Source organism: Arthrobacter sp. U41 (genome assembly GCF_001750145.1).
Taxonomy (GTDB): domain Bacteria; phylum Actinomycetota; class Actinomycetes; order Actinomycetales; family Micrococcaceae; genus Arthrobacter.
The window spans coordinates 2,541,598-2,559,947 of record NZ_CP015732.1; the positions used below are offsets into that span (position 1 = coordinate 2,541,598).

The 18,350-nt window shown below is 68.5% G+C and carries 14 protein-coding genes; 6 read left to right on the top strand and 8 right to left on the bottom strand.

Going from position 1 to position 18,350, the window contains the following annotated elements; all coding sequences use genetic code 11:
* Positions 1-65: 65 nt before the first annotated feature.
* Positions 66-1,841 (bottom strand): acetyl/propionyl/methylcrotonyl-CoA carboxylase subunit alpha, encoded by a 1,776-nt coding sequence (locus ASPU41_RS11595; protein ID WP_157357117.1) that lies wholly within the window; start codon positions 1,839-1,841, stop codon positions 66-68.
* Positions 1,842-2,043: 202 nt separating this feature from the next.
* Positions 2,044-2,721 (bottom strand): Maf family protein, encoded by a 678-nt coding sequence (locus ASPU41_RS11600; protein WP_069951048.1) that lies wholly within the window; start codon positions 2,719-2,721, stop codon positions 2,044-2,046.
* Positions 2,722-3,090: 369 nt separating this feature from the next.
* On the opposite strand from ASPU41_RS11600, the gene ASPU41_RS11610 reads away from it, so the two are divergent.
* Positions 3,091-4,593, top strand: a complete 1,503-nt coding sequence (locus ASPU41_RS11610) for an HNH endonuclease (protein ID WP_083266479.1) — start codon at positions 3,091-3,093, stop codon at positions 4,591-4,593.
* Positions 4,594-4,736: 143 nt separating this feature from the next.
* Here ASPU41_RS11610 and ASPU41_RS11615 read toward each other — a convergent pair whose 3' ends face one another.
* Positions 4,737-7,277 (bottom strand): MMPL family transporter, encoded by a 2,541-nt coding sequence (locus ASPU41_RS11615; protein WP_069951050.1) that lies wholly within the window; start codon positions 7,275-7,277, stop codon positions 4,737-4,739.
* Position 7,278: 1 nt separating this feature from the next.
* Positions 7,279-8,016: a TetR/AcrR family transcriptional regulator gene (locus ASPU41_RS11620; protein WP_442856196.1), complete on the bottom strand. Its 738-nt coding sequence runs from the start codon at positions 8,014-8,016 to the stop codon at positions 7,279-7,281.
* A 197-nt stretch (positions 8,017-8,213) separates the two neighbouring features.
* Between ASPU41_RS11620 and ASPU41_RS11625 the strand changes: the two genes are divergently transcribed.
* Entirely contained in the window at positions 8,214-8,780 is a 567-nt protein-coding gene (locus tag ASPU41_RS11625) for a hypothetical protein (protein ID WP_069951051.1), read from the top strand.
* A gap of 95 nt (positions 8,781-8,875) precedes the next feature.
* Here ASPU41_RS11625 and ASPU41_RS11630 read toward each other — a convergent pair whose 3' ends face one another.
* The 4 genes from ASPU41_RS11630 to ASPU41_RS11645 all read right to left on the bottom strand — a co-directional run bounded on the left by ASPU41_RS11630 (position 8,876) and on the right by ASPU41_RS11645 (position 14,142).
* Complete coding sequence (locus ASPU41_RS11630; protein ID WP_069951052.1) at positions 8,876-10,333, bottom strand: dicarboxylate/amino acid:cation symporter; 1,458 nt, start codon at positions 10,331-10,333, stop codon at positions 8,876-8,878.
* Positions 10,334-10,531: 198 nt separating this feature from the next.
* On the bottom strand, positions 10,532-12,226 hold the full coding sequence (locus ASPU41_RS11635) for a DUF885 domain-containing protein (protein ID WP_231941056.1): 1,695 nt from the start codon (positions 12,224-12,226) through the stop codon (positions 10,532-10,534).
* A 90-nt stretch (positions 12,227-12,316) separates the two neighbouring features.
* Entirely contained in the window at positions 12,317-12,526 is a 210-nt protein-coding gene (locus ASPU41_RS11640; RefSeq protein WP_069952654.1) for an acyl-CoA carboxylase subunit epsilon, read from the bottom strand.
* A gap of 32 nt (positions 12,527-12,558) precedes the next feature.
* A complete protein-coding gene (locus tag ASPU41_RS11645; RefSeq protein WP_069951053.1) occupies positions 12,559-14,142 on the bottom strand; it encodes an acyl-CoA carboxylase subunit beta in 1,584 nt (527 codons plus the stop codon).
* A 283-nt stretch (positions 14,143-14,425) separates the two neighbouring features.
* Here ASPU41_RS11645 and ASPU41_RS11650 point away from each other — a divergent pair, with 283 nt between their 5' ends.
* The 4 genes from ASPU41_RS11650 (at position 14,426) to ASPU41_RS11665 (ending at position 18,277) form a co-directional block, all read left to right on the top strand.
* Complete coding sequence (locus tag ASPU41_RS11650) at positions 14,426-15,316, top strand: SDR family oxidoreductase (protein ID WP_069951054.1); 891 nt, start codon at positions 14,426-14,428, stop codon at positions 15,314-15,316.
* Between the two features lie 73 nt (positions 15,317-15,389).
* Complete coding sequence (locus tag ASPU41_RS11655) at positions 15,390-16,346, top strand: biotin--[acetyl-CoA-carboxylase] ligase (protein WP_069951055.1); 957 nt, start codon at positions 15,390-15,392, stop codon at positions 16,344-16,346.
* Positions 16,339-16,947, top strand: a complete 609-nt coding sequence (locus tag ASPU41_RS11660; protein ID WP_069951056.1) for a PH domain-containing protein — start codon at positions 16,339-16,341, stop codon at positions 16,945-16,947. Before ASPU41_RS11655 ends, ASPU41_RS11660 begins: the two co-directional genes overlap by 8 nt.
* Complete coding sequence (locus tag ASPU41_RS11665; protein ID WP_231941057.1) at positions 16,937-18,277, top strand: adenylate/guanylate cyclase domain-containing protein; 1,341 nt, start codon at positions 16,937-16,939, stop codon at positions 18,275-18,277. The genes ASPU41_RS11660 and ASPU41_RS11665 overlap by 11 nt, the downstream gene beginning before the upstream one ends.
* Positions 18,278-18,350: the final 73 nt, after the last annotated feature.

Sequence of the window (18,350 nt, forward strand, 5' to 3'; positions counted from 1 at the left end):
ACCCAGTCTGCACGGGCGGAACGCAGGGGCGCCAGAGGCGCGCCTGTGTCCCGGGACTCGTGCGGCTACTCTGCGGCCTCGTCCTCAATGAGGGCGATGATGGCGCCCGCGGAGACGGTCTCGCCGGCGGAGGCGGACAGCCCGATCACGATTCCGGCGCGGTGCGCGGTGAGCGGCTGCTCCATCTTCATCGCTTCCAGGACCACCACAAGATCGCCCTCGGCAACGAGGTCGCCCTCGCCCACTGCCACCTTCACGATGGTTCCCTGCATGGGGGAGGTCAGGGCGTTGCCGCTGGCTGCGACCACGGCGCCGCCGCTGCGGGAGCGCTTCTTGGCTTTGGCCGGTTTGACGGCGCCGGCGCCGCCACCGGTGCCCAGCGACGCCGGCAGGACGACCTCCAGGCGCTTGCCGCCGACCTCGACGACGACGCGCTGGCGTTCGCCGGCGTCGGGCGCTTCAGCGTCGGTGCCGGTCGGCGTCCAGGCGGGGATGTCGTTGACAAAGGCCGTCTCGATCCAGCGGGTGTGGACCTTGAACGGACCCTCGGCGGGGGCGAAGTCCGGGTCGGTGACGACGGCGAGGTCGAACGGGATGACGGTGGGGATGCCCTCGACCACCATCTCCTCGAGGGCGCGGCGGGCGCGCTGCAGGGCCTGCGGGCGGGTGGCGCCGGTGACGATCAGTTTGGAGAGCATCGAGTCGAAGTTGCCGCTGATGACGTCGCCCTGCTCCACGCCGGAGTCGATCCGGACACCGGGGCCGGTGGGGTTCAACAGCCGCGTGATGGTGCCCGGGGCAGGCATGAAGTTCCGGCCCGGGTCCTCGCCGGTGATGCGGAACTCGATCGAGTGGCCGCGGACCTCGGGGTCCCCGTAGCCCAGTTCCTCGCCGCGGGCCAGCCGGAACTGCTCGCGGACGAGGTCGATTCCGGTGACTTCCTCGGAGACGCAGTGCTCCACCTGGAGACGGGTGTTGACCTCAAGGAAGGAGATGGTGCCGTCCTGGCCCACGAGGAACTCGCAGGTGCCGGCGCCGAGGTAGCCGGCCTCCTTGAGGATGGCCTTGGAGGATTCGTAGAGCCGGCGGTTCTGCTCCTCGGTGAGGAACGGCGCCGGCGCTTCTTCGACGAGCTTCTGGTTGCGGCGCTGCAGCGAGCAGTCGCGGGTGGAGACGACCACGACGTTGCCGTACGCGTCGGCGAGGCACTGGGTCTCGACGTGACGCGGGGCGTCCAGAAAGCGCTCGATGAAGCACTCGCCGCGGCCGAAGGCGGCGACCGCTTCGCGCACGGCGGATTCGAACAGTTCGGGGATTTCCTCGCGGGTGCGGGCCACCTTGATGCCGCGTCCGCCGCCGCCGAAGGCTGCCTTGATGGCGACCGGCAGGCCGAACTTGTCGACGAACTCGAGGATTTCCTCGGCGGTCTCCACCGGGTCTGCGGTGCCGGGAACCTGGGGTGCGCCGACTTTTTCGGCGATGTGGCGGGCCTGGACCTTATCGCCCAGGGCGGAGATCGCGGCGGGGGAAGGGCCGATCCAGGTGATGCCGGCGTCGATCACCTTGGCGGCGAATTCGGCGTTCTCGGCCAGGAAGCCGTAGCCGGGGTGGATGGCATCGGCGCCGGAGCGCTGGGCCACCTCGATCAGCTTGTCCATCACGAGGTAGGACTCGGCGGCGGTGTTGCCGCCCAGGGCGTAGGCCTCATCGGCGAGCTTGACGTGCAGCGCGTCACGGTCCGGGTCCGCGTAGACCGCCACGGAGGCGAGGCCTTCATCGCGTGCGGCGCGGATGATGCGCACTGCGATTTCGCCGCGGTTGGCGATCAGCACCTTGCTCATCCGGCGGGTTGCTACGGCAGTGCCTTCTTGGGCTGATCGCTGCACGGGATTTGCGGACTGCTCCGAATTTGCTGACAAGGCGTCTCCTTCTTTCCTTCAGGGAGCCTAGCGCGGTTTTGTGGGTTCCGCCGATATTACTTGCGGATTCCGCGCGTAAAGCGCCCAGCCTTTGTAGGGTTGCTACAAAGGTCTGCGAATTAGCTCACTCCGCCCGGAGCAGGGCGGGATCCGCGGCACCGGTGGTCCAGAGTTCGGTGATGCCCACCTGCGCCTGGCCCAGCAGCCCGCGGAGGGTGGAAATGGACAGCCCGACGACGGCGTGCGGGTCGCCGTCGACCTTGCGGATGAAGGCCCCGCCGTAGCCGTCGATGGTGAAGGAGCCGGCGCACTGCAGCGGCTCCCCGGTGGCGATGTAGGCGTCGATCTCCTCGGCGCTCATCTCCATGAAGTGGACCTCGGCGGAGGTGACGTGCCCGAGGGTCGCGCCGGAACCGGCCGTCCCGGTTTCGTCGGTGTCCTCGGTGTCGCGGCAGTCGACCAGCCAGTGGCCGGTGTGCAGCACGCCTTTGCTGCCGCTCATCCGGAGCATCCGCTCCCTGGCGACCTCGGCGGTGTACGGCTTCCCGTGCGCCTCGCCGTCGAACTCAAAGACGGAATCGCAGCCGATCACCAGGGCGCCGTCCGCGTCGGGCAGCGAGGCGACGGCCTCGGCCTTGGCCCGGGCCAGCAACAGGGCTGTGTCGTGCGGGTCCGTCACGCCGTAGCGGGCCTGGACGGCGTCCTCGTCCACATCGGAGACGAGGATCTCGTGCCGGATGCCGGCATCGGTCAGCAGCTTGGTGCGGGCGGGGGACTGGGAGGCAAGAATGAGGCGGGTCACTGCTCCAGCCTAGTTCCTGGGGCCGTCGTCGCCGTGCCCTTTTTTGTCAGAGGTCGACGGGAAAGTTGGTTCATGGACAGGAACCAAGGACCGGAAGACATACTCCGCTGCGTGATAGCGATGTGCGGCCGCGCGCTTGAGGAGGTTACTTTGCCCGAGAGCAGCGCAGGACAGATTGAAGCCTGGCACCGGTTGGAGGAGCTGGGCTCCGCGTTGGCCACTGTCAGGACCCGACTGGAAGTGGCGGCGGTCCTTAGCCGTGTGCCGACATCTGCGTCCGATGTGGGGACCACCCCCATGGCCTCCGAAGCCGTTGACCGGCTTCTGTTGGCCCTCAATAATTTCATAGCCCTCCGGGACACTTGAGCTATGGACGGTACTCAGTCAGCCGCGGGGGCTCTGGCAGCAGTGGGGTGCAACTGCGCCTTTAGTTGCGGGAAGAGGCCGCCACCCGAAGATGCAGGCATAGCGCTGTGCGGCGGCGGGCCTGAGCTGCACGGCGCGCACTTGATTGCTGAAATCCGAGGCCTGGAAGACCGAAAATCTGCCCTGGCTGCCCGTCAGGCCCGTCTGTCCGTCGCCTTCGATCTGATCCAGCGACGTGAGCAGCGGGAGCTTGGGATGCCGGCCGCGGAGCTGGGCGCCGGGGTTGCGGCGCAGATCGCCCTGGCGAGGCGGGAATCCCCGGCCCGCGGCGGCCGGCTCCTCGGCCTGGCGAAGGCACTGGTCACCGAAATGCCCCACAGCCTCGCGGCTCTGGAGTCCGGGCAGCTCAACGAATGGCGCGCCACCCTCTTGGTGCGGGAAACCGCCGGCCTCTCCGCAGAGGAACGGGCCGTCGTCGACGAAGAGCTCGCCGCCGACACCGGGACCTTCGACGGTGCCGGGGACCGGAAGATCATCGCCGCCGCCCGCGCCGCAGCATACCGCCGGGACCCGCGCTCCGTCACCCAGCGCGCCAGCCACGCCCAGACCGAACGGCACGTCAGTCTCCGCCCGGCCCCGGACACCATGTGCTATCTCACCGCCCTGCTCCCCGTCGCCGCCGGTGTCGCCGTCTACGCCAGCCTCACCCGGCAGGCCGACACCCTGCGGGCCGCCGGGGACCCCCGGACCCGCGGGCAGCTCATGGCCGACACCCTGGTCGAACGCACCACCGGGACCCCCGGCGGGATCAGCGGGATCGAGATCCAGCTCGTCATGACCGACCGCACACTCTTCCAGGGCGACAGCGAACCCGCCCGGCTCCCGGGCTACGGCATCATCCCCGCCGGCTGGTCCCGCGGCATGCTCACAAACGCCGGCAAGGACGCGGCGGGAGCTGGCACAGCAGGACGGGGCACGAAGGGAACGGTCACGGGAGCCGGGGCCGGGGTCACGGCCGGGGACAAGGGCATGAACGTCTGGCTGCGCCGGCTCTACACCGCCCCCGGCACCGGCGAGCTCACCGCGATGGACTCCCGCGCCCGGCTCTTCCCGGCCGGACTCCGCCGCTTCCTCACCGCCCGCGACGACACCTGCCGCACCCCCTACTGCGACGCCCCCATCAGACATTTCGACCACATCATCCCCTGGCACCATGACGGACCGACGACCCAGGGCAACGGGGCCGGGCTCTGCGAAGCCTGCAACCACACCAAAGAAACCCCCGGATGGTCCTCGCGGCCACGCCCCGGACCCCGCCACTCCCTCGGCGTCACCACCCCCACCGGCCACACCTACGGATCCACCGCCCCGCCCCTGCCAGGAGCCACGGTCCGTGAATCGGAGCCGGACCTGGCCGCGGCAAAGAGCCCCAGCAGCCGCCGCCAACGCCGCCAAAGAGCCAAGGATCTTCTCTGCACCCGCAGGCAGGGCAAATTCGCAGCCTGAACAAACACCCGCGGTGCGCTGCCGCCTGCCGGCTGTCGCGCCCGGACGCCAGTCTTGCCGAACGTGACCACAACAAAGCCGCCCGCCGACCAAAAAGTGATCGGCGGGCGGCTGGTCGAACCCTGGTTGGCAGCCGGTGTCGGCTACCGGGCGGTAGCCTCGGCGGGTTCCGCCACGGGGCCCGGGACGGCGGCCGCAGGCTTGCGCAGCTTGGCGCCTTCAACGTCCACGTCCGGCAGGATGCGGTCCAGCCAGCGCGGCAGCCACCAGGCCTTCTCACCCAGCAGGTACATCACGGCCGGAACAATCGTCATACGGACCACGAACGCGTCAATCAGCACACCGAAGGCCATCGCGAAGCCGAGCGGCCGGACCATGTTCAGGTGCGAGAAGATGAAGCCCGAGAACACGCTGACCATGATGATCGCGGCCGCGGTGACCACCGCGGCGGCGTGGCTGAAGCCGGAGCGGACCGCGTGCTTGGCCGATTCGCCGTGCATGTAGGACTCGCGCATTCCGGAGGCGATGAACACCTGGTAGTCCATGGCCAGGCCGAACAGTACCCCGATCAGGATGATCGGCAGGAAGCTCAGCACGGCGCCCGGGTTCTCGACGCCGAAGATGGCCCCCAGCCAGCCCCACTGGTAGACCGCGACGACGGCACCGAACGCGGCGGCGAGCGAGAGCAGGAACCCGCCGGTGGCCAGCAGCGGCACCCAGATGGAGCGGAACACGAGCAGCAGCAGGATCAGCGAGAGGCCCACCACAATGGCCAGGTAGGGAGGCAGCGCGTCGCCGAGCTTGGTGGACACATCGACGTTGCCGGCGGTCTGTCCGGTGAGCCCGATGCTCACGCCGGTGGTGTCCTTGATCTGGCCCTTTTCGGCGCGGAGCTCGGAGACCACCTGGACGGTGCTGGCGCTGGCCGGGCCTTCGTTCGGGATGACCTGGAACACCGCGGTGCGGCGGTCCTCGCTCAGAGCCAGCGGCACGGCTGCGCTGACATTCTCGGTTTCGCGCAGGATGTCCGCGACGTCGAACTGTCTGGCCTGCGCCTCGGCTTCGCTCAGCCCCTCCGGGAGGTCACCGACCACAATGATCGGGCCGGTCATGCCCTCGCCGAAGCTCCGCTTGGTGACGTCGTAGGCCTTGAAGGCCTGCGAGGCGACCGGCTCGGAGCTGGCGTCCGGCAGGGCGAGCCGGAGCTGGCTGGCGGGCAGCGCCACGACGCCCAGCAGCACCACCCCGGCCAGCAGGGCCAGCCACGGGTGGCTGGTGACGACCCCGCCCCAGCCGTGGCTGCTGCGGTATTCGTCCTTGGCGCGGTCCTCGGTTTCGTGGCCGGGAGCGGCGTTGTGCTGCTCCGCCTTTGCCCAGGCCCGCTTGGAGATCAGTTTCCGGCCCACGAGGGAGAGCACAGCCGGCGTCAGGGTCAGGGCGACGACGACGGCGACGGCCACCGTGGCGGCCGCGGAGAGGCCCATGACCGCCAGGAAGGGAAGGCCCGGGACAACGAGGGCCGCGAGGGCGATGATGACGGTCAGGCCGGCGAAAAGCACGGCATTGCCGGACGTGCCGGTGGCCAGCGCCACAGACTCCTCGGGGTCCATGCCGGAGAGCAGCTGGCCGCGGTGCCGGTTGACGATAAACAGCGAGTAATCAATGCCCACGGCGAGGCCGAGCATCAGCGCCAGCATCGGGGAGATGGAGCTCATGTCCACGGCGCCGCTCAGGGCGAAGGTGGCGCCCACGCCGACGGCGACGCCGACGACGGCCATCAGCAGGGGAAGTCCGGCGGCGATCAGGGTTCCGAGCATGATGATCAGGACCAGTGCTGCCACCGCGATGCCGAGAATCTCGGCGGTGCCAAAGAGCTCGGAGATGTCCTCGCTGATTTCCTTGCTTGGCAGGGCGGTCACGTTGGCGGCGGAAACCTCCTTGACGATGTCCTGGACTTCCTGGCGGACCTCGGGGTCGAGCCCGTTGATGGAGGTCTTGAACTGGACCTGCGCGATCGCGGCCTTGCCGTCCTCGGACACGAAGCGGAGGCCCTCCGAGGCCTCCAGCTGGCGGGCGCCAAGGGCCAGCTTTGCCTCGCCGGCCGCCAGGTCCTTCGTGCCGGCGTCGAGCTTTGCCTGACCTTCGGCCAGGGCTGCCTTCTGCTGGCCGAGCTGTGCCTCGATCGCAGCGGGCGGCAGGCCGGCGGCTGCCATCTGCTGTTCGGCACCGTCCAGCTGGGCCTTTCCGGCGGCGAGTTCGGCGGCAGCCGTCTCCAGCCGGGCCTTGCCGGCAGCGGACTGGGCCTGCCCGGCGGCCAGGTCTGCGGCGGCCTTGTCCAGCTGCGCCTGGGTGGCGAACGGATCCACCGTCCCCTGGACGTCAGGAAGGGTCTTGAGCTTGGTCAGCGCTGCCTTGACCGCTTCCTGGCCGGCCTGGCTGAACTGGGCGTCGTTGGCTTCGAAGACCACGCTGGCGGAGCCGCCGGAGGACGAGGGGAGCTCCTGCTTGAGCTTGTCCGCCATCTGCTGGGTTTCTGTGCCCGGGATCTGGAAGTTGTTGGACAGGGTGCCGTGGAAGGCAGCAGCCGCGCCACCGACGGCCACCATAACGGCCAGCCACAGTGAGATGACCAGCCAGCGGTGGCGGTAGGAGAACTTGCCGAGGCGGTAGAGCATTAGGGCCATGTCAGTGCCGATCTGGGGAAGGGGTGGCGGTGGAGTTACCGGCGGGCCGGGCGGCCTGGACGGTGTCGGGCCGGGAGAACCCGGAGCCCAGCATGCTCATTGAATCGATCAGGAGTTGCCGAAGGGTGGACAAGGATTCCGGGGTGAGGGATCCGCCGCATCGGGCGAACCAGACGTCCATGGCGGCCTTGCCGCAGGAGATGACGGAGCCGGCCAGGGCTCGGAGGTACAGCTCGTCGAGTTCAACGCCGCTGCCGGCGCCGGCGCGCTCGCGGGCCGCGGAAATGATTTCGGCGGTGCAGTGATCCCAGGCTTCCAGTTCGGACCTGCTCAGCTGCGGATTGGCCTGGCCAAGGCTGTACAGCTCGGCCAGCGGAGCCACTGTCATCGGATCCGCGAGTTCGACGAGGGCGGCCCGGGCCGATTCCAGGAAGGGTTCCCCGGCCGGCCGCAGCCGGAACTGCTGAAGCGCTTTGTCCAGGAATCCGAAGGTGACGGCGGCAATGGCCGCTTCGGTGCTGCCGAAGTAGTTGAAGAACGTGCGGCGGGAGATGCCGGCGGCGTCGGCAATGTCCTCGACAGTGAAGTTGCCGGGCCCCTGGGAGCGGAGCAGCCCAAGGGCGGCGTCGGTGATGGCCAGGCGGGTGGCCGCTTTGTTCAGCTCTCGCCGGGACGTCACCTCGGCCGGGGCGTCGGAGGCCGGGGGCATCATGGCGCGGGGGGAAGTGGAAGCGGGCATGCAATTACACTACGTGCATGTTTGCACTCAGGGCAACTTTTCCCCCGGTTGGCGTCCGGAGCGAGCCCCAAACCTTCACAGCAAGATGAAAGGTTCCGAACAGCTCCTGCTGAAGGGGACGGGCGAGACTTGGACTACGTCTTGGAAGAGACAACCACCAACCGCAGCCGTCACCGCTGCAGACCAGGAGACAGCACATGTCACGTACCAAGAGAATAACGCTCGCCATCTCCGCCGGGGCTCTGGCCCTGGGCGCCGGCCTGGGAGTCACCGGGATGGCGTCAGCAGCCACCACGCCGGCCCCCACCCCCGGCTCCAGCGCCTCGGCTGAGGCAACGCCCGGCACCACCGAGGGCCAGGGCATGCGCGGCGGCCATGGACACGGCCGGGGCGGGGAGCGCGGCGGCGCCCAGGCTGCCGAACTGGCTGCCAAGCTCGGCGTTGACGAGGCCAAGGTGACCGAGGCCCTGCAGGTCTTCCGCGACGCCAACAAGCCGACCACCCCGCCGGCCGAGGGCACGAAGCCGGACCGTGCCACGAGGGACGCGGCACTGGCCAAGTCGCTGGCGGCGTCGCTGGGGATTGAGGAATCCAAGGTCACTGCGGCCCTGGAGGAGCTGCGGACCGCGGCCCAGGCTGACCGCGCTGCGGCGCTGAAGACAAGGCTGGACACGGCTGTCACCGACGGCACGCTGACCCAGGCCGAGGCGGACGCCGTCGCCAAAGCCGTCGAGAAGGGCGTGATTGGCGGAGGCGGACACTAAGGCAGTGCCGCAGGGCCGCCGCTGACGTGGCTTAACTGAGGAAGTCCCCGGGAAAGCTCCCGGGGACTTCTGTCAGTTAAGACTTCGGCAGGCGCTTATGCCTTGGCGCCGGCCAGCTCGCGGCCTTCCGGGGGTGCGCCGGGAGCAGCGGCAGCGGAGGGGTCCACGCCGGCCGTGCCGGCGCCTGTGTTGTCGACGTCGTCGCTGAACGGGTCACCGGTGCGCGGTGCGTTGTACAGCGACTCGTCGAGGATGCCGTGGCGTTTGGCCACAATGGTGGGGACCAGAGCCTGCCCTGCCACGTTGACCGCGGTGCGGCCCATGTCCAGGATCGGGTCGATCGCCAGCAGCAGGCCGACGCCGGCCAGCGGCAGTCCCAGCGTGGAGAGCGTCAGGGTCAGCATCACCACGGCGCCGGTGGTGCCGGCGGTCGCGGCGGAGCCAAGCACGGAGACGAGGGCGATCAGCAGGTACTGGGTGAAGTCGAGCTGGATGCCGAAGAACTGGGCCACGAAGATCGCCGAGATCGCCGGGTAGATCGCGGCGCAGCCATCCATCTTGGTGGTGGAACCCAGCGGCACGGCGAACGAGGCATAGGCGCGGGGGACCCCCAGGCTGCGTTCGGTCACGCGCTGGGTCAGCGGCAGGGTGCCCACCGAGGACCGGGAGACAAAGGCCAGCTGCACGGCCGGCCAGACGCCGGAGAAGTACTGCTTGACGGACAGGCCGTGGGCGCGGATCAGGACCGGGTAGACCACGAACAGCACCAGGGCAAGGCCCACATAGATGGCAAAGGTGAACCTCCCCAGGGAGCCGATGGTGTCCCAGCCGTAGATCGCCACAGCGTTGCCGATCAGGCCGACGGTGCCGATCGGGGCGATCCGGATGATCCACCAGAGGAGCTTCTGGATCACGGCGAGGGCGGAGGCGTTCAGGTTCAGGAACGGCTCGGCCGCCTTGCCCACCTTCAGCGCCGCGATGCCAACGGCGATCGCGATCACCAGGATCTGCAGGACGTTAAAACTCACCGCGGTGGTGGCGGCGCTCTCGGTGACGGTGGTGCTGGCGCCCAGGCCCAGGAAGTTCTTGGGGAACAGGCCGATGAGGAAGGCCCACCAGTCACCGGACTTGCCGGCGTACTTGGCCTCCTGGGTGATGCCGGTGTTGGCGCCGGGCTGCAGGAACACGCCCAGGCCGATGCCGATCAGCACGGAGATCAGCGCGGTGATGGCGAACCAGAGCAGCGTGTGCCAGGCCAGCCGGGCGGCGTTGGAGACGGCCCGCAGGTTGGAGATGGAGCTGACGACGGCGGTGAAAATCAGGGGCACGACGGCGGTCTGCAGCAGCGACACGTAACTCGAGCCGATCGTCTGCAGCGTGGCGCCGAGGGCGTTGGGGCTCGCCTTGGTGCTGCCCGTGTACTTGGCCAGGAGGCCGAGCCCCAGGCCCACGATCAGGGCGGCGATGATCTGGAAGCCGAACGAGCCGGCCCACTTGGGCAGCTGGAGGCCGGTCTTTCCGGCGGATGCGGGGGTGCTTGTCTGAGTGCTCACCGGAACACGCTAGGTCCGGCCCGGTTATCACGACGAACGGACGTTGAGAAATGTTACGCGCCATGATGTGGGAAATCAGCGCCGAACACCCGGAAACCAGCGTCACACAGCGTCTTTGTGAAGTTATTCCAAGGCGGAATGTGGCGATTGTCTCCCGCGAACCCGCCCTACTCCAGCAGCGCGCGCTTCTCGGCGCGGCTACTCCAGCAGCGCGCGCTTGAGGGTGTCGAGGCCGACGGAGCCGATGTTCAGCGCCTTGGTGTGGAAGGCCTTGAGGTCGAAACCGGGGCGGGATTCGAGCTCGGCACGGATCTGCTCCCAGAGCCGCTGGCCCACCTTGTACGAGGGCGCCTGGCCCGGCCAGCCGAGATAGCGGGTGAATTCGAAGCTGAGCTGGCCCTCGCTGATGGCGAGGTTCTGTTTGAGGAACTCATAACCCTTATCCGGAGTCCAGGTGCCCGACCCCCAACGCTCGGGCACCGCCAGCTCCAGGTGGACACCGATGTCGAACACCACACGGGCGGCCCGCATGCGCTGCATGTCCAGCATGCCCATGTGGTCGCCCGGGTCCTTGAGGTAGCCCAGTTCCTGCATCAGCTTCTCCGCGTACAGGGCCCAGCCTTCACCGTGCCCGGAGGTCCAGCTGACGTTCCGGCGCCACTTGTTGAGCAGCTCGCGGCGGTAGGTGGCCGTGGCCACCTGAAGGTGGTGGCCCGGGACGCCCTCGTGGTAGACCGTGGTGGTCTCGGCCCAGGTGGTGAAGCTGTCCTCGCCCGGCGGCACGGACCACCACATGCGGCCCGGGCGGCTGAAGTCGTCCGAGGGACCGGTGTAGTAGATGCCGCCTTCCTCGGTCGGGGCAATCCTGCACTCAAGGGTCTTCATCACGTCCGGGATGTCGAAGTGCACGCCCGCGAGGTCGGCCACGGCCTTGTCGGAGAGCTCCTGCATCCAGGCCCGGAGGGCGTCGGTGCCCTTGAGCTGCCGGGCGGGGTCGTTGTTCAGGGCCTCCTTGGCTTCCTCGATCGTGGCACCCTGGCGGATCTCCCCGGCCACCCGCTCCTGTTCGGCGATCAGCCGGTCGAGTTCCTGCACACCCCAGGCGTAGGTTTCCTCGAGGTCCACCGTGGCGCCGAGGAAGGCGCGGGACGCCAGCGAGTAGCGCTCACGGCCAACGGCGTCCTTCGCCGGGGCGACCGGAAGCAGCTCGGACTCCAGGAAGCCTGCCAGCCGGGAATAGGCCACCCGCGCGGCGGCAGCACCGGCGTCGAGCCTGGACTGCACGTCCTCGGGCAGCTCGCCCTCCGCGGTTTTGGCGGTGGCGGCCAGCTTCGCGAAGAAGCCGTCCTCCGCGGCGTGTTTGGTGGTCTGTTCGATCACGATTTTCACCTGGCGCGCGGCGGCAACCTTGCCGTCCTCCCTGGCGGCGCGCAGCGACAGGATGTAACCGTCCAGGGCGGCGGGGACATTGTGCGCCCGGCCCGCGATGTGGTCCCACTGCCCTGCGGTGTCCATCGGCATCAGGTCGAAGATCGCGCGGATCTCCTGCGCGGGGGAGGCGATGTTGTTCAGCTCGGCCAGGTCCCAGCCGGACGCGTGGAGTTCCAGCTGAAGGCCCAGGCGCTCGCGCATGGCATCCAGGGTGACGGCGTCGACGTCGTCCGCAGGCTCCAGGCCGTCCAGCGCGGCGAGCGCCTCCCGCGCGGCTACGGCGAATTCCTCGTGCCCGGCCGGGGAGAAGTCCTGGTATTCGGTTTCGTGCCCGGGGAGCCCGAGTTCCGTGGCGAAGCTCGGGTTGAGCCGGATCAGGGTGTCCGTGAAGGCATCGGCGACGGCATCGATGGCGGTCTGCGGGCGTCCGGAGGCAGTCTTGTCAGTGGTTTCGATAGTCACCCGAAAGACACTAGCCGGGCTCCGGCTGTTATGAAAGGGTTGCTGCACTTTTCGCGGGGGACAGCGGAGCTTTACCCTGTCGCGGGTGCCTTAGCCGCGGCTGCGCTTCCACGAGCCGGGGCCCGGCTTCGGGGCCAGCTGCAGCTGCTGCCGGCGGATCCAGTGCCGGGCGCTCGGCTTGTCCGCTGAGGCAGGTTCCCCGCTGCCCAGGGACAGCACAACGGCGGTCAGCGCCGCGAGCTCCTCCGGCGTCGGCTCGCCCTTGACGACGGCGAGCAGGGGCTGCACGGCCGGCGGCATCTCCTCGGGCTCAGCCGGGGTGTGGGCGGGGATCACAGCGGGATGTTCCCGTGCTTCTTGGCGGGCAGGCTGGCGCGCTTGTCCCGCAGGGCACGCAGTCCCTTGATGATCTGCACCCTGGTCTCGGACGGGGCAATGACCGCGTCCACATAGCCGAGCTGGGCGGCCTGGTAGGGGTTGAGCAGCTCTTCCTCGTACTGCCGGATGACCTCGGCGCGCTTGGCCTCGACGTCGCCGCCGGCCTCCGCGACCGCGGCGAGTTCGCGGCGGTACAGGATGTTGACGGCGCCCTGCGCGCCCATCACGCCGATCTGCGCGGTGGGCCAGGCCAGGTTGAGGTCCGCGCCGAGCTTCTTGGAGCCCATCACGATGTACGCTCCGCCGTAGGCCTTGCGGGTGATCACGGTCAGCTTCGGTACGGTGGCCTCGGCGTAGGCGTAGAGCAGCTTCGCGCCGCGGCGGATGATGCCCTGGAACTCCTGGTCCTTGCCCGGCAGGAAGCCCGGCACGTCCACCAGGGTGATGATCGGGATGTTGAAGGCGTCGCAGTGCCGGACAAAGCGGGCGGCCTTCTCCGAGGCGGCGATGTCCAGGGTGCCGGCGAACTGCATCGGCTGGTTGGCCACGATGCCGACGGTGTGGCCCTCGACCCGGCCGTAGCCGATCATGACGTTCGGCGCGTAGAGGGACTGCATTTCCAGGAAGTGCCCGTCGTCCACGATCTGCCCGATAACCTTGCGCATGTCGTACGGCTGGTTGGCCGAGTCCGGGATCAGCGCGTCCAGGGCGAGGTCTTCGGCGTCGATCTCCAGCTCCTGGGTGTGCTCCAGCACGGGGGCCTCGGCGAGGTTGTTCGAGGGCAGGAAGTCCAGGAGTTCGCGGACGAACTCGATGGCGTCGGCCTCGTCCGAGGCGAGGTAGGTGGAGGTTCCGGTGTTGGCGTTGTGCTGGCGGGCGCCGCCAAGGGTCTCCATGTCCACGTCTTCACCGGTGACGGTCTTGATCACGTCGGGGCCGGTGATGAACATGTGAGAGGTCTTGTCGACCATGACCACGTAGTCCGTCAGGGCGGGGGAGTAGGCCGCGCCGCCGGCGGAAGGGCCCATGATGAGGGAGATCTGCGGGACCACCCCGGAGGCATGCACGTTGTTGCGGAAGATGTCCGCGAACATCGCCAGCGACGCGACGCCTTCCTGGATGCGGGCGCCGCCGCCGTCGAGGATGCCGACCACGGGACAGCCGTTGCGCAGTGCGAATTCCTGGACCTTGACGATTTTCTCGCCGTTGACCTGGCTCAGCGAGCCGCCGTAGACGGAGAAGTCCTGGCTGTACACGGCCACGGGCCGGCCGTCCACGGTGCCGTAGCCGGAGACCAGGCCGTCGCCGAGCGGCTTCTTCTTCTCCATGCCGAAGGCGGTGGAGCGGTGCACGGCGAGCGCGTCGAATTCAACGAAGGAGCCGGCGTCCAGCAGCAGGTCGATGCGCTCGCGGGCCGTGTTCTTGCCGCGTGCGTGCTGCTTCTCGATCGCTTCGGGGCCGGATGGCTGCTCAGCACGGGCCTGGCGGTCGCGGAAGTCGGCAATCTTTCCCGCGGTCGTGGTCAGATCGTGGCTCATCAAGTGTCTCCGGCTCTGTAGCTGATGTTCTGCTGAATCGTGTGGTGCTGATCGTGCGTTGGTGCGCCGGCCCTGAACTGTGAGGCGCTTTAGCTGGTATCCACAAACGCCGGGCCTTGATGGCAAGTCTAGTGACGCTATTGGCCCATGCCGCTGTAGAAAACCTACAATATTCGCCCCAACTCTCACCGCGACCACAACGTGAGGGTGCACGGCCGTGGTCCCGGCGACCGCGGCGCGTCAATGTTACTCGCCAGTAACATTAGTCGGCTAGAGTGTCCTCATGACTTCGAGCAATGATGCTTCGGGCACCGCTGCAGGGCCCTATCAGGCCGCCGGTTCCCTCCAGGGCCGCACCATCCTCATCTCCGGCGGAAGCCGCGGCATTGGCCTGGCCATCGCCACCCGCGCCGCACGCGACGGCGCCAACATTGTCCTGATGGCCAAGACCGGCCAGCCGCACGCCAAGCTGGAAGGCACGGTGTACTCCGCCGCCGAGCAGATCGAGGCGGCCGGCGGGCAGGCCCTGCCGCTGGTCGGGGATGTGCGCAACGACACCGACGTCGCCGGCGCGGTGGCCGCCGCCGTCGAACGCTTCGGCGGGATCGACATCGTAATCAACAACGCCTCCGCGATCGACCTGTCCAGGACCGACAGCATCGACATGAAGCGCTATGACCTGATGCAGGACATCAACGTCCGCGGCACGTTCCTGCTCTCCAAGCTCGCCCTGCCCGCGCTGCGGGAATCCGACGCCGGCCAGATCCTGACGCTCTCCCCGCCGCTGAACCTGGACCCGAAGTGGGCCGGAATGCACCTGGCGTACACGATGGCGAAGTACGGCATGAGCCTGACCACCCTGGGCCTGGCCGAGGAACTCAAAGTCGACGGCATCAACGTCAACTCGCTGTGGCCCTGCACCCTGATCAACACGGCCGCCATCCGCAACATGCCGGGCGGCGAAAAGATCATCCAGGGCGCCCGCGGCCCCGAAATCATGGCGGACGCGGCCCACGCGGTACTGACCAGCAGCAACGCGATCCCGGAATCCGGCAGCTGGAGCGGCAACTTCTACACCGACGAGCAGGTGCTGGCCGCCGCCGGCGTCACGGACTTCACCCCGTACAGCCTGGGCGCCCCGGAAGACCGGCTGATCCCTGACATCTTCCTCTGAGTCTGCTGTGCGCCCGTGCCGCCGGCGGCACGGGCTGGAGCCGACGGCGCCGGGACTCGGTAGGATTCAAAGCATGGAAGCCGCGCAGGAAGTCCCGGACCGTCCGCCCCTCGATGTGAACGCCCTCAGCGATGAGGCGTTTCTCTCCGCCAACGGCATTCCGCGGCTCACGGTGGTGGAATCCACGGGCTCCACCAACGCGGACCTGATCCGCGGTGTCACCGAGGATCCCCGGGGGTATCCGGACCTCACCGTGCTCACCGCCGAATACCAGAGCGCTGCCCGCGGCCGCCTCGACCGCCGCTGGGAAGCCCCTGCCCGCAGTTCCGTCTCCGTCTCGCTGGTGCTGCGCCCGGTCAACGCCGAGGGACGGCCGCTGCCGACCCAGAGCTATTCCTGGCTCTCGCTGCTCGCGGCCCTTGCCCTGCGCGAGGCGCTGCTGGAGACCGCAGGGATCCCGGCGGAGCTCAAATGGCCCAACGACGTCCTGGTCCGCGGCAAGAAGATCGCCGGCATCCTCGCCCAGCTGGGCCCGATGGCGGACGGCGCCGTACCGCCCGTGGTGCTCGGGACCGGACTGAACGTCACCCTCACCGAGGCTGACCTCCCGGTGCCCACCGCCACGTCCGTCCTGCTGGAACACCCGGGCACGGTGGACCGGACCGAGCTGCTGAAGAGCTACCTGTCCCGGTTCGCCACCCTTTACCGCAGCTTCTGCAACGCCGACGGCGATCCCGCCGCCGGGATGGCCGGCGGCCCCTCCCTGCACAAGCGGGTCGAGCACCTGCTGACGACGCTGGGCAAACAGGTCCGCGCCCAGCTGCCCGGCGACCACGAAATCATCGGCCGCGCCACCCGCCTGGATGACTACGGCTCACTCCTGGTGGTGGACTCCGGCGGACACGAGCACGTGGTGACGGCCGGAGACGTGGTGCACCTGCGTCCCTGGGCACCCCCCGGCACGGAAAGCGGCGGGGACCGGACCGGCGGTGCCGGCAGTAATCCGGGCTTCGAAAGCGGTTATGCGTAAAGAGCTCCTCCCGGGCGAGCAAGTGATTGTGGTGACCCGGCCGCAGCCCCGGACCCTGATCGTCCCGGCGCTGTTATTCGTCCTGGTTCCCGCGCTGGCCGCCTACGCCACCGCCTGGATCGTGAAGGGCGGGCCGGCCCAGCTCACGCCGCTGATCAGAGGCTCGGCCAAGGAATGGACGCCCTGGCTGATCGGGGCGTGCGCGGCACTGGCAGCCTGGGTGCTGCTGGGCTATTGCCTGCCGCGGGTTATGACGTGGAACGCCACGAGGTACACCCTGACGAACCGGCGCCTGGTCGCCCGTTACGGCATGTGGCGGCGGCGTGATCAGCAGGTTTCGTTGGCCACCGTCCGTAATGTGGTCATCCATCAGTCGTTGCTCCAACGCGTATTGCGCTCCGGGAATATATCCTTGGAAACCGGGCACCCCACCGGCATCATGGTGCCCGACGTCCCGGAGGTCGTGACGTTCCGTAACTTCATCCTCGACGCCATCAACGATCTCCCGCACGACGGGGATGCCGGTTCCGAGGAAATGATGCACAACCCCGATGCGGCGTGGCCGTGGGAGACGAGAGAAGGTGGAAGAGATGAGCGCTGAGAAAGTCCACCAGGACACCGGCCTCCTGGACGAAGAGCCGTCCCAGGTTCCGGACGCCGTCGTCGAGACCGCCAGCCTCCAGGAAGCCGTCCTCGATTCCGTGGCCGACCCGGTTGAGGAGGACGCCGAGGACGGTGCCGCCAACGCCCAGGCATGGCTTCCCGATTCCGCGGACACCGACGTCACGGTGGAACCGGGACCGGACGCCGACGACGACTCCGACTCCGACGACGACGAAGGGTCCCACGGCGCGGAACCCGGCGCCGCCGCGCCCCCCACCGGCACCTTGTCCGCCGAACGCATCGCGCTCAAAGCCCTCGAACAGCGGCTGCTCGGCGGCGAACGCAAGCTCCGCCGGCGTGAAGTCGCGTCCGGCGCCGGGCTCTCGCTGCTCTCCGCCCGCAAACTCTGGCGGGCCCTGGGCTTTCCCAACATCGGCGACGAGGACGTTGCCTTCACCGAACGCGACCAGGCCGCGCTGACCATCATTGTGAACCTGGTCCGCGCCGGCAAGCTCACCGAGGAAGCCGCGATTTCCGTCACCCGCGCCATCGGACAGATGACGGACCGCATGGTGGTCTGGCAGATCGAGGCCCTCGTCGAGGACATGGTCCACCAGCAGGGCGTCACCGACGCCGTTGCCCGCAAACACCTGGTCAGCGAGCTGCCCTCGCTGGTGGACGCGCTGGAGGAAATGCTGCTTTACTCCTGGCGCCGCCAGCTCAACGCCGGGGTCCAGCGCCTGGCCGTCCGCGCCGAGGCCGGGCTGGCGTCCAGCGAGGAGGGCCGCGAAGGCGACGAGGACGACGCCCCGCTCCCGCTGGCCCGGGCGGTCGGCTTCGCTGACCTGGTTTCCTACACCAGCCTTTCCCGCCGGATGAACGAAAAGACCCTCGCCCAGCTGGTGCAGCGCTTCGAGAACAAGTGCGCCGAAATCATTTCCGTGGGCGGCGGACGCCTCGTCAAGACGGTCGGCGACGAAGTCCTCTACATAGCGGAAACCCCGGCGGCCGGGGCCGAAATCTCGCTGGCACTGTGCCAGGCCTTCACCGACGACGAAATCCTGCCCGAGGCGCGCGTCGCCATGGTCTGGGGCCGCATCCTCTCCCGCCTGGGCGACATCTACGGGCCCACGGTCAACCTGGCCGCGCGGCTCACCGCCCTGGCGGATCCCGGCACCGTGCTGGTGGACTCGATGACCGCCGCCGCGCTGGAAAACGACGAACGATTCGTCCTGCTGCCGCGGCCGGCCGAGGACGTCCGCGGCTTCGGCGAAATCCACCCGGTCCAGCTGCAGCGGGGCAGCGGCCGCGGACTCGTCCTGGATTAAGGGCCTCTGAACTGCATCGATGCCGGCCCTGCCGGAGCTGACCCCGCCAGGGTTTCTCTAATCGATGGCTAAT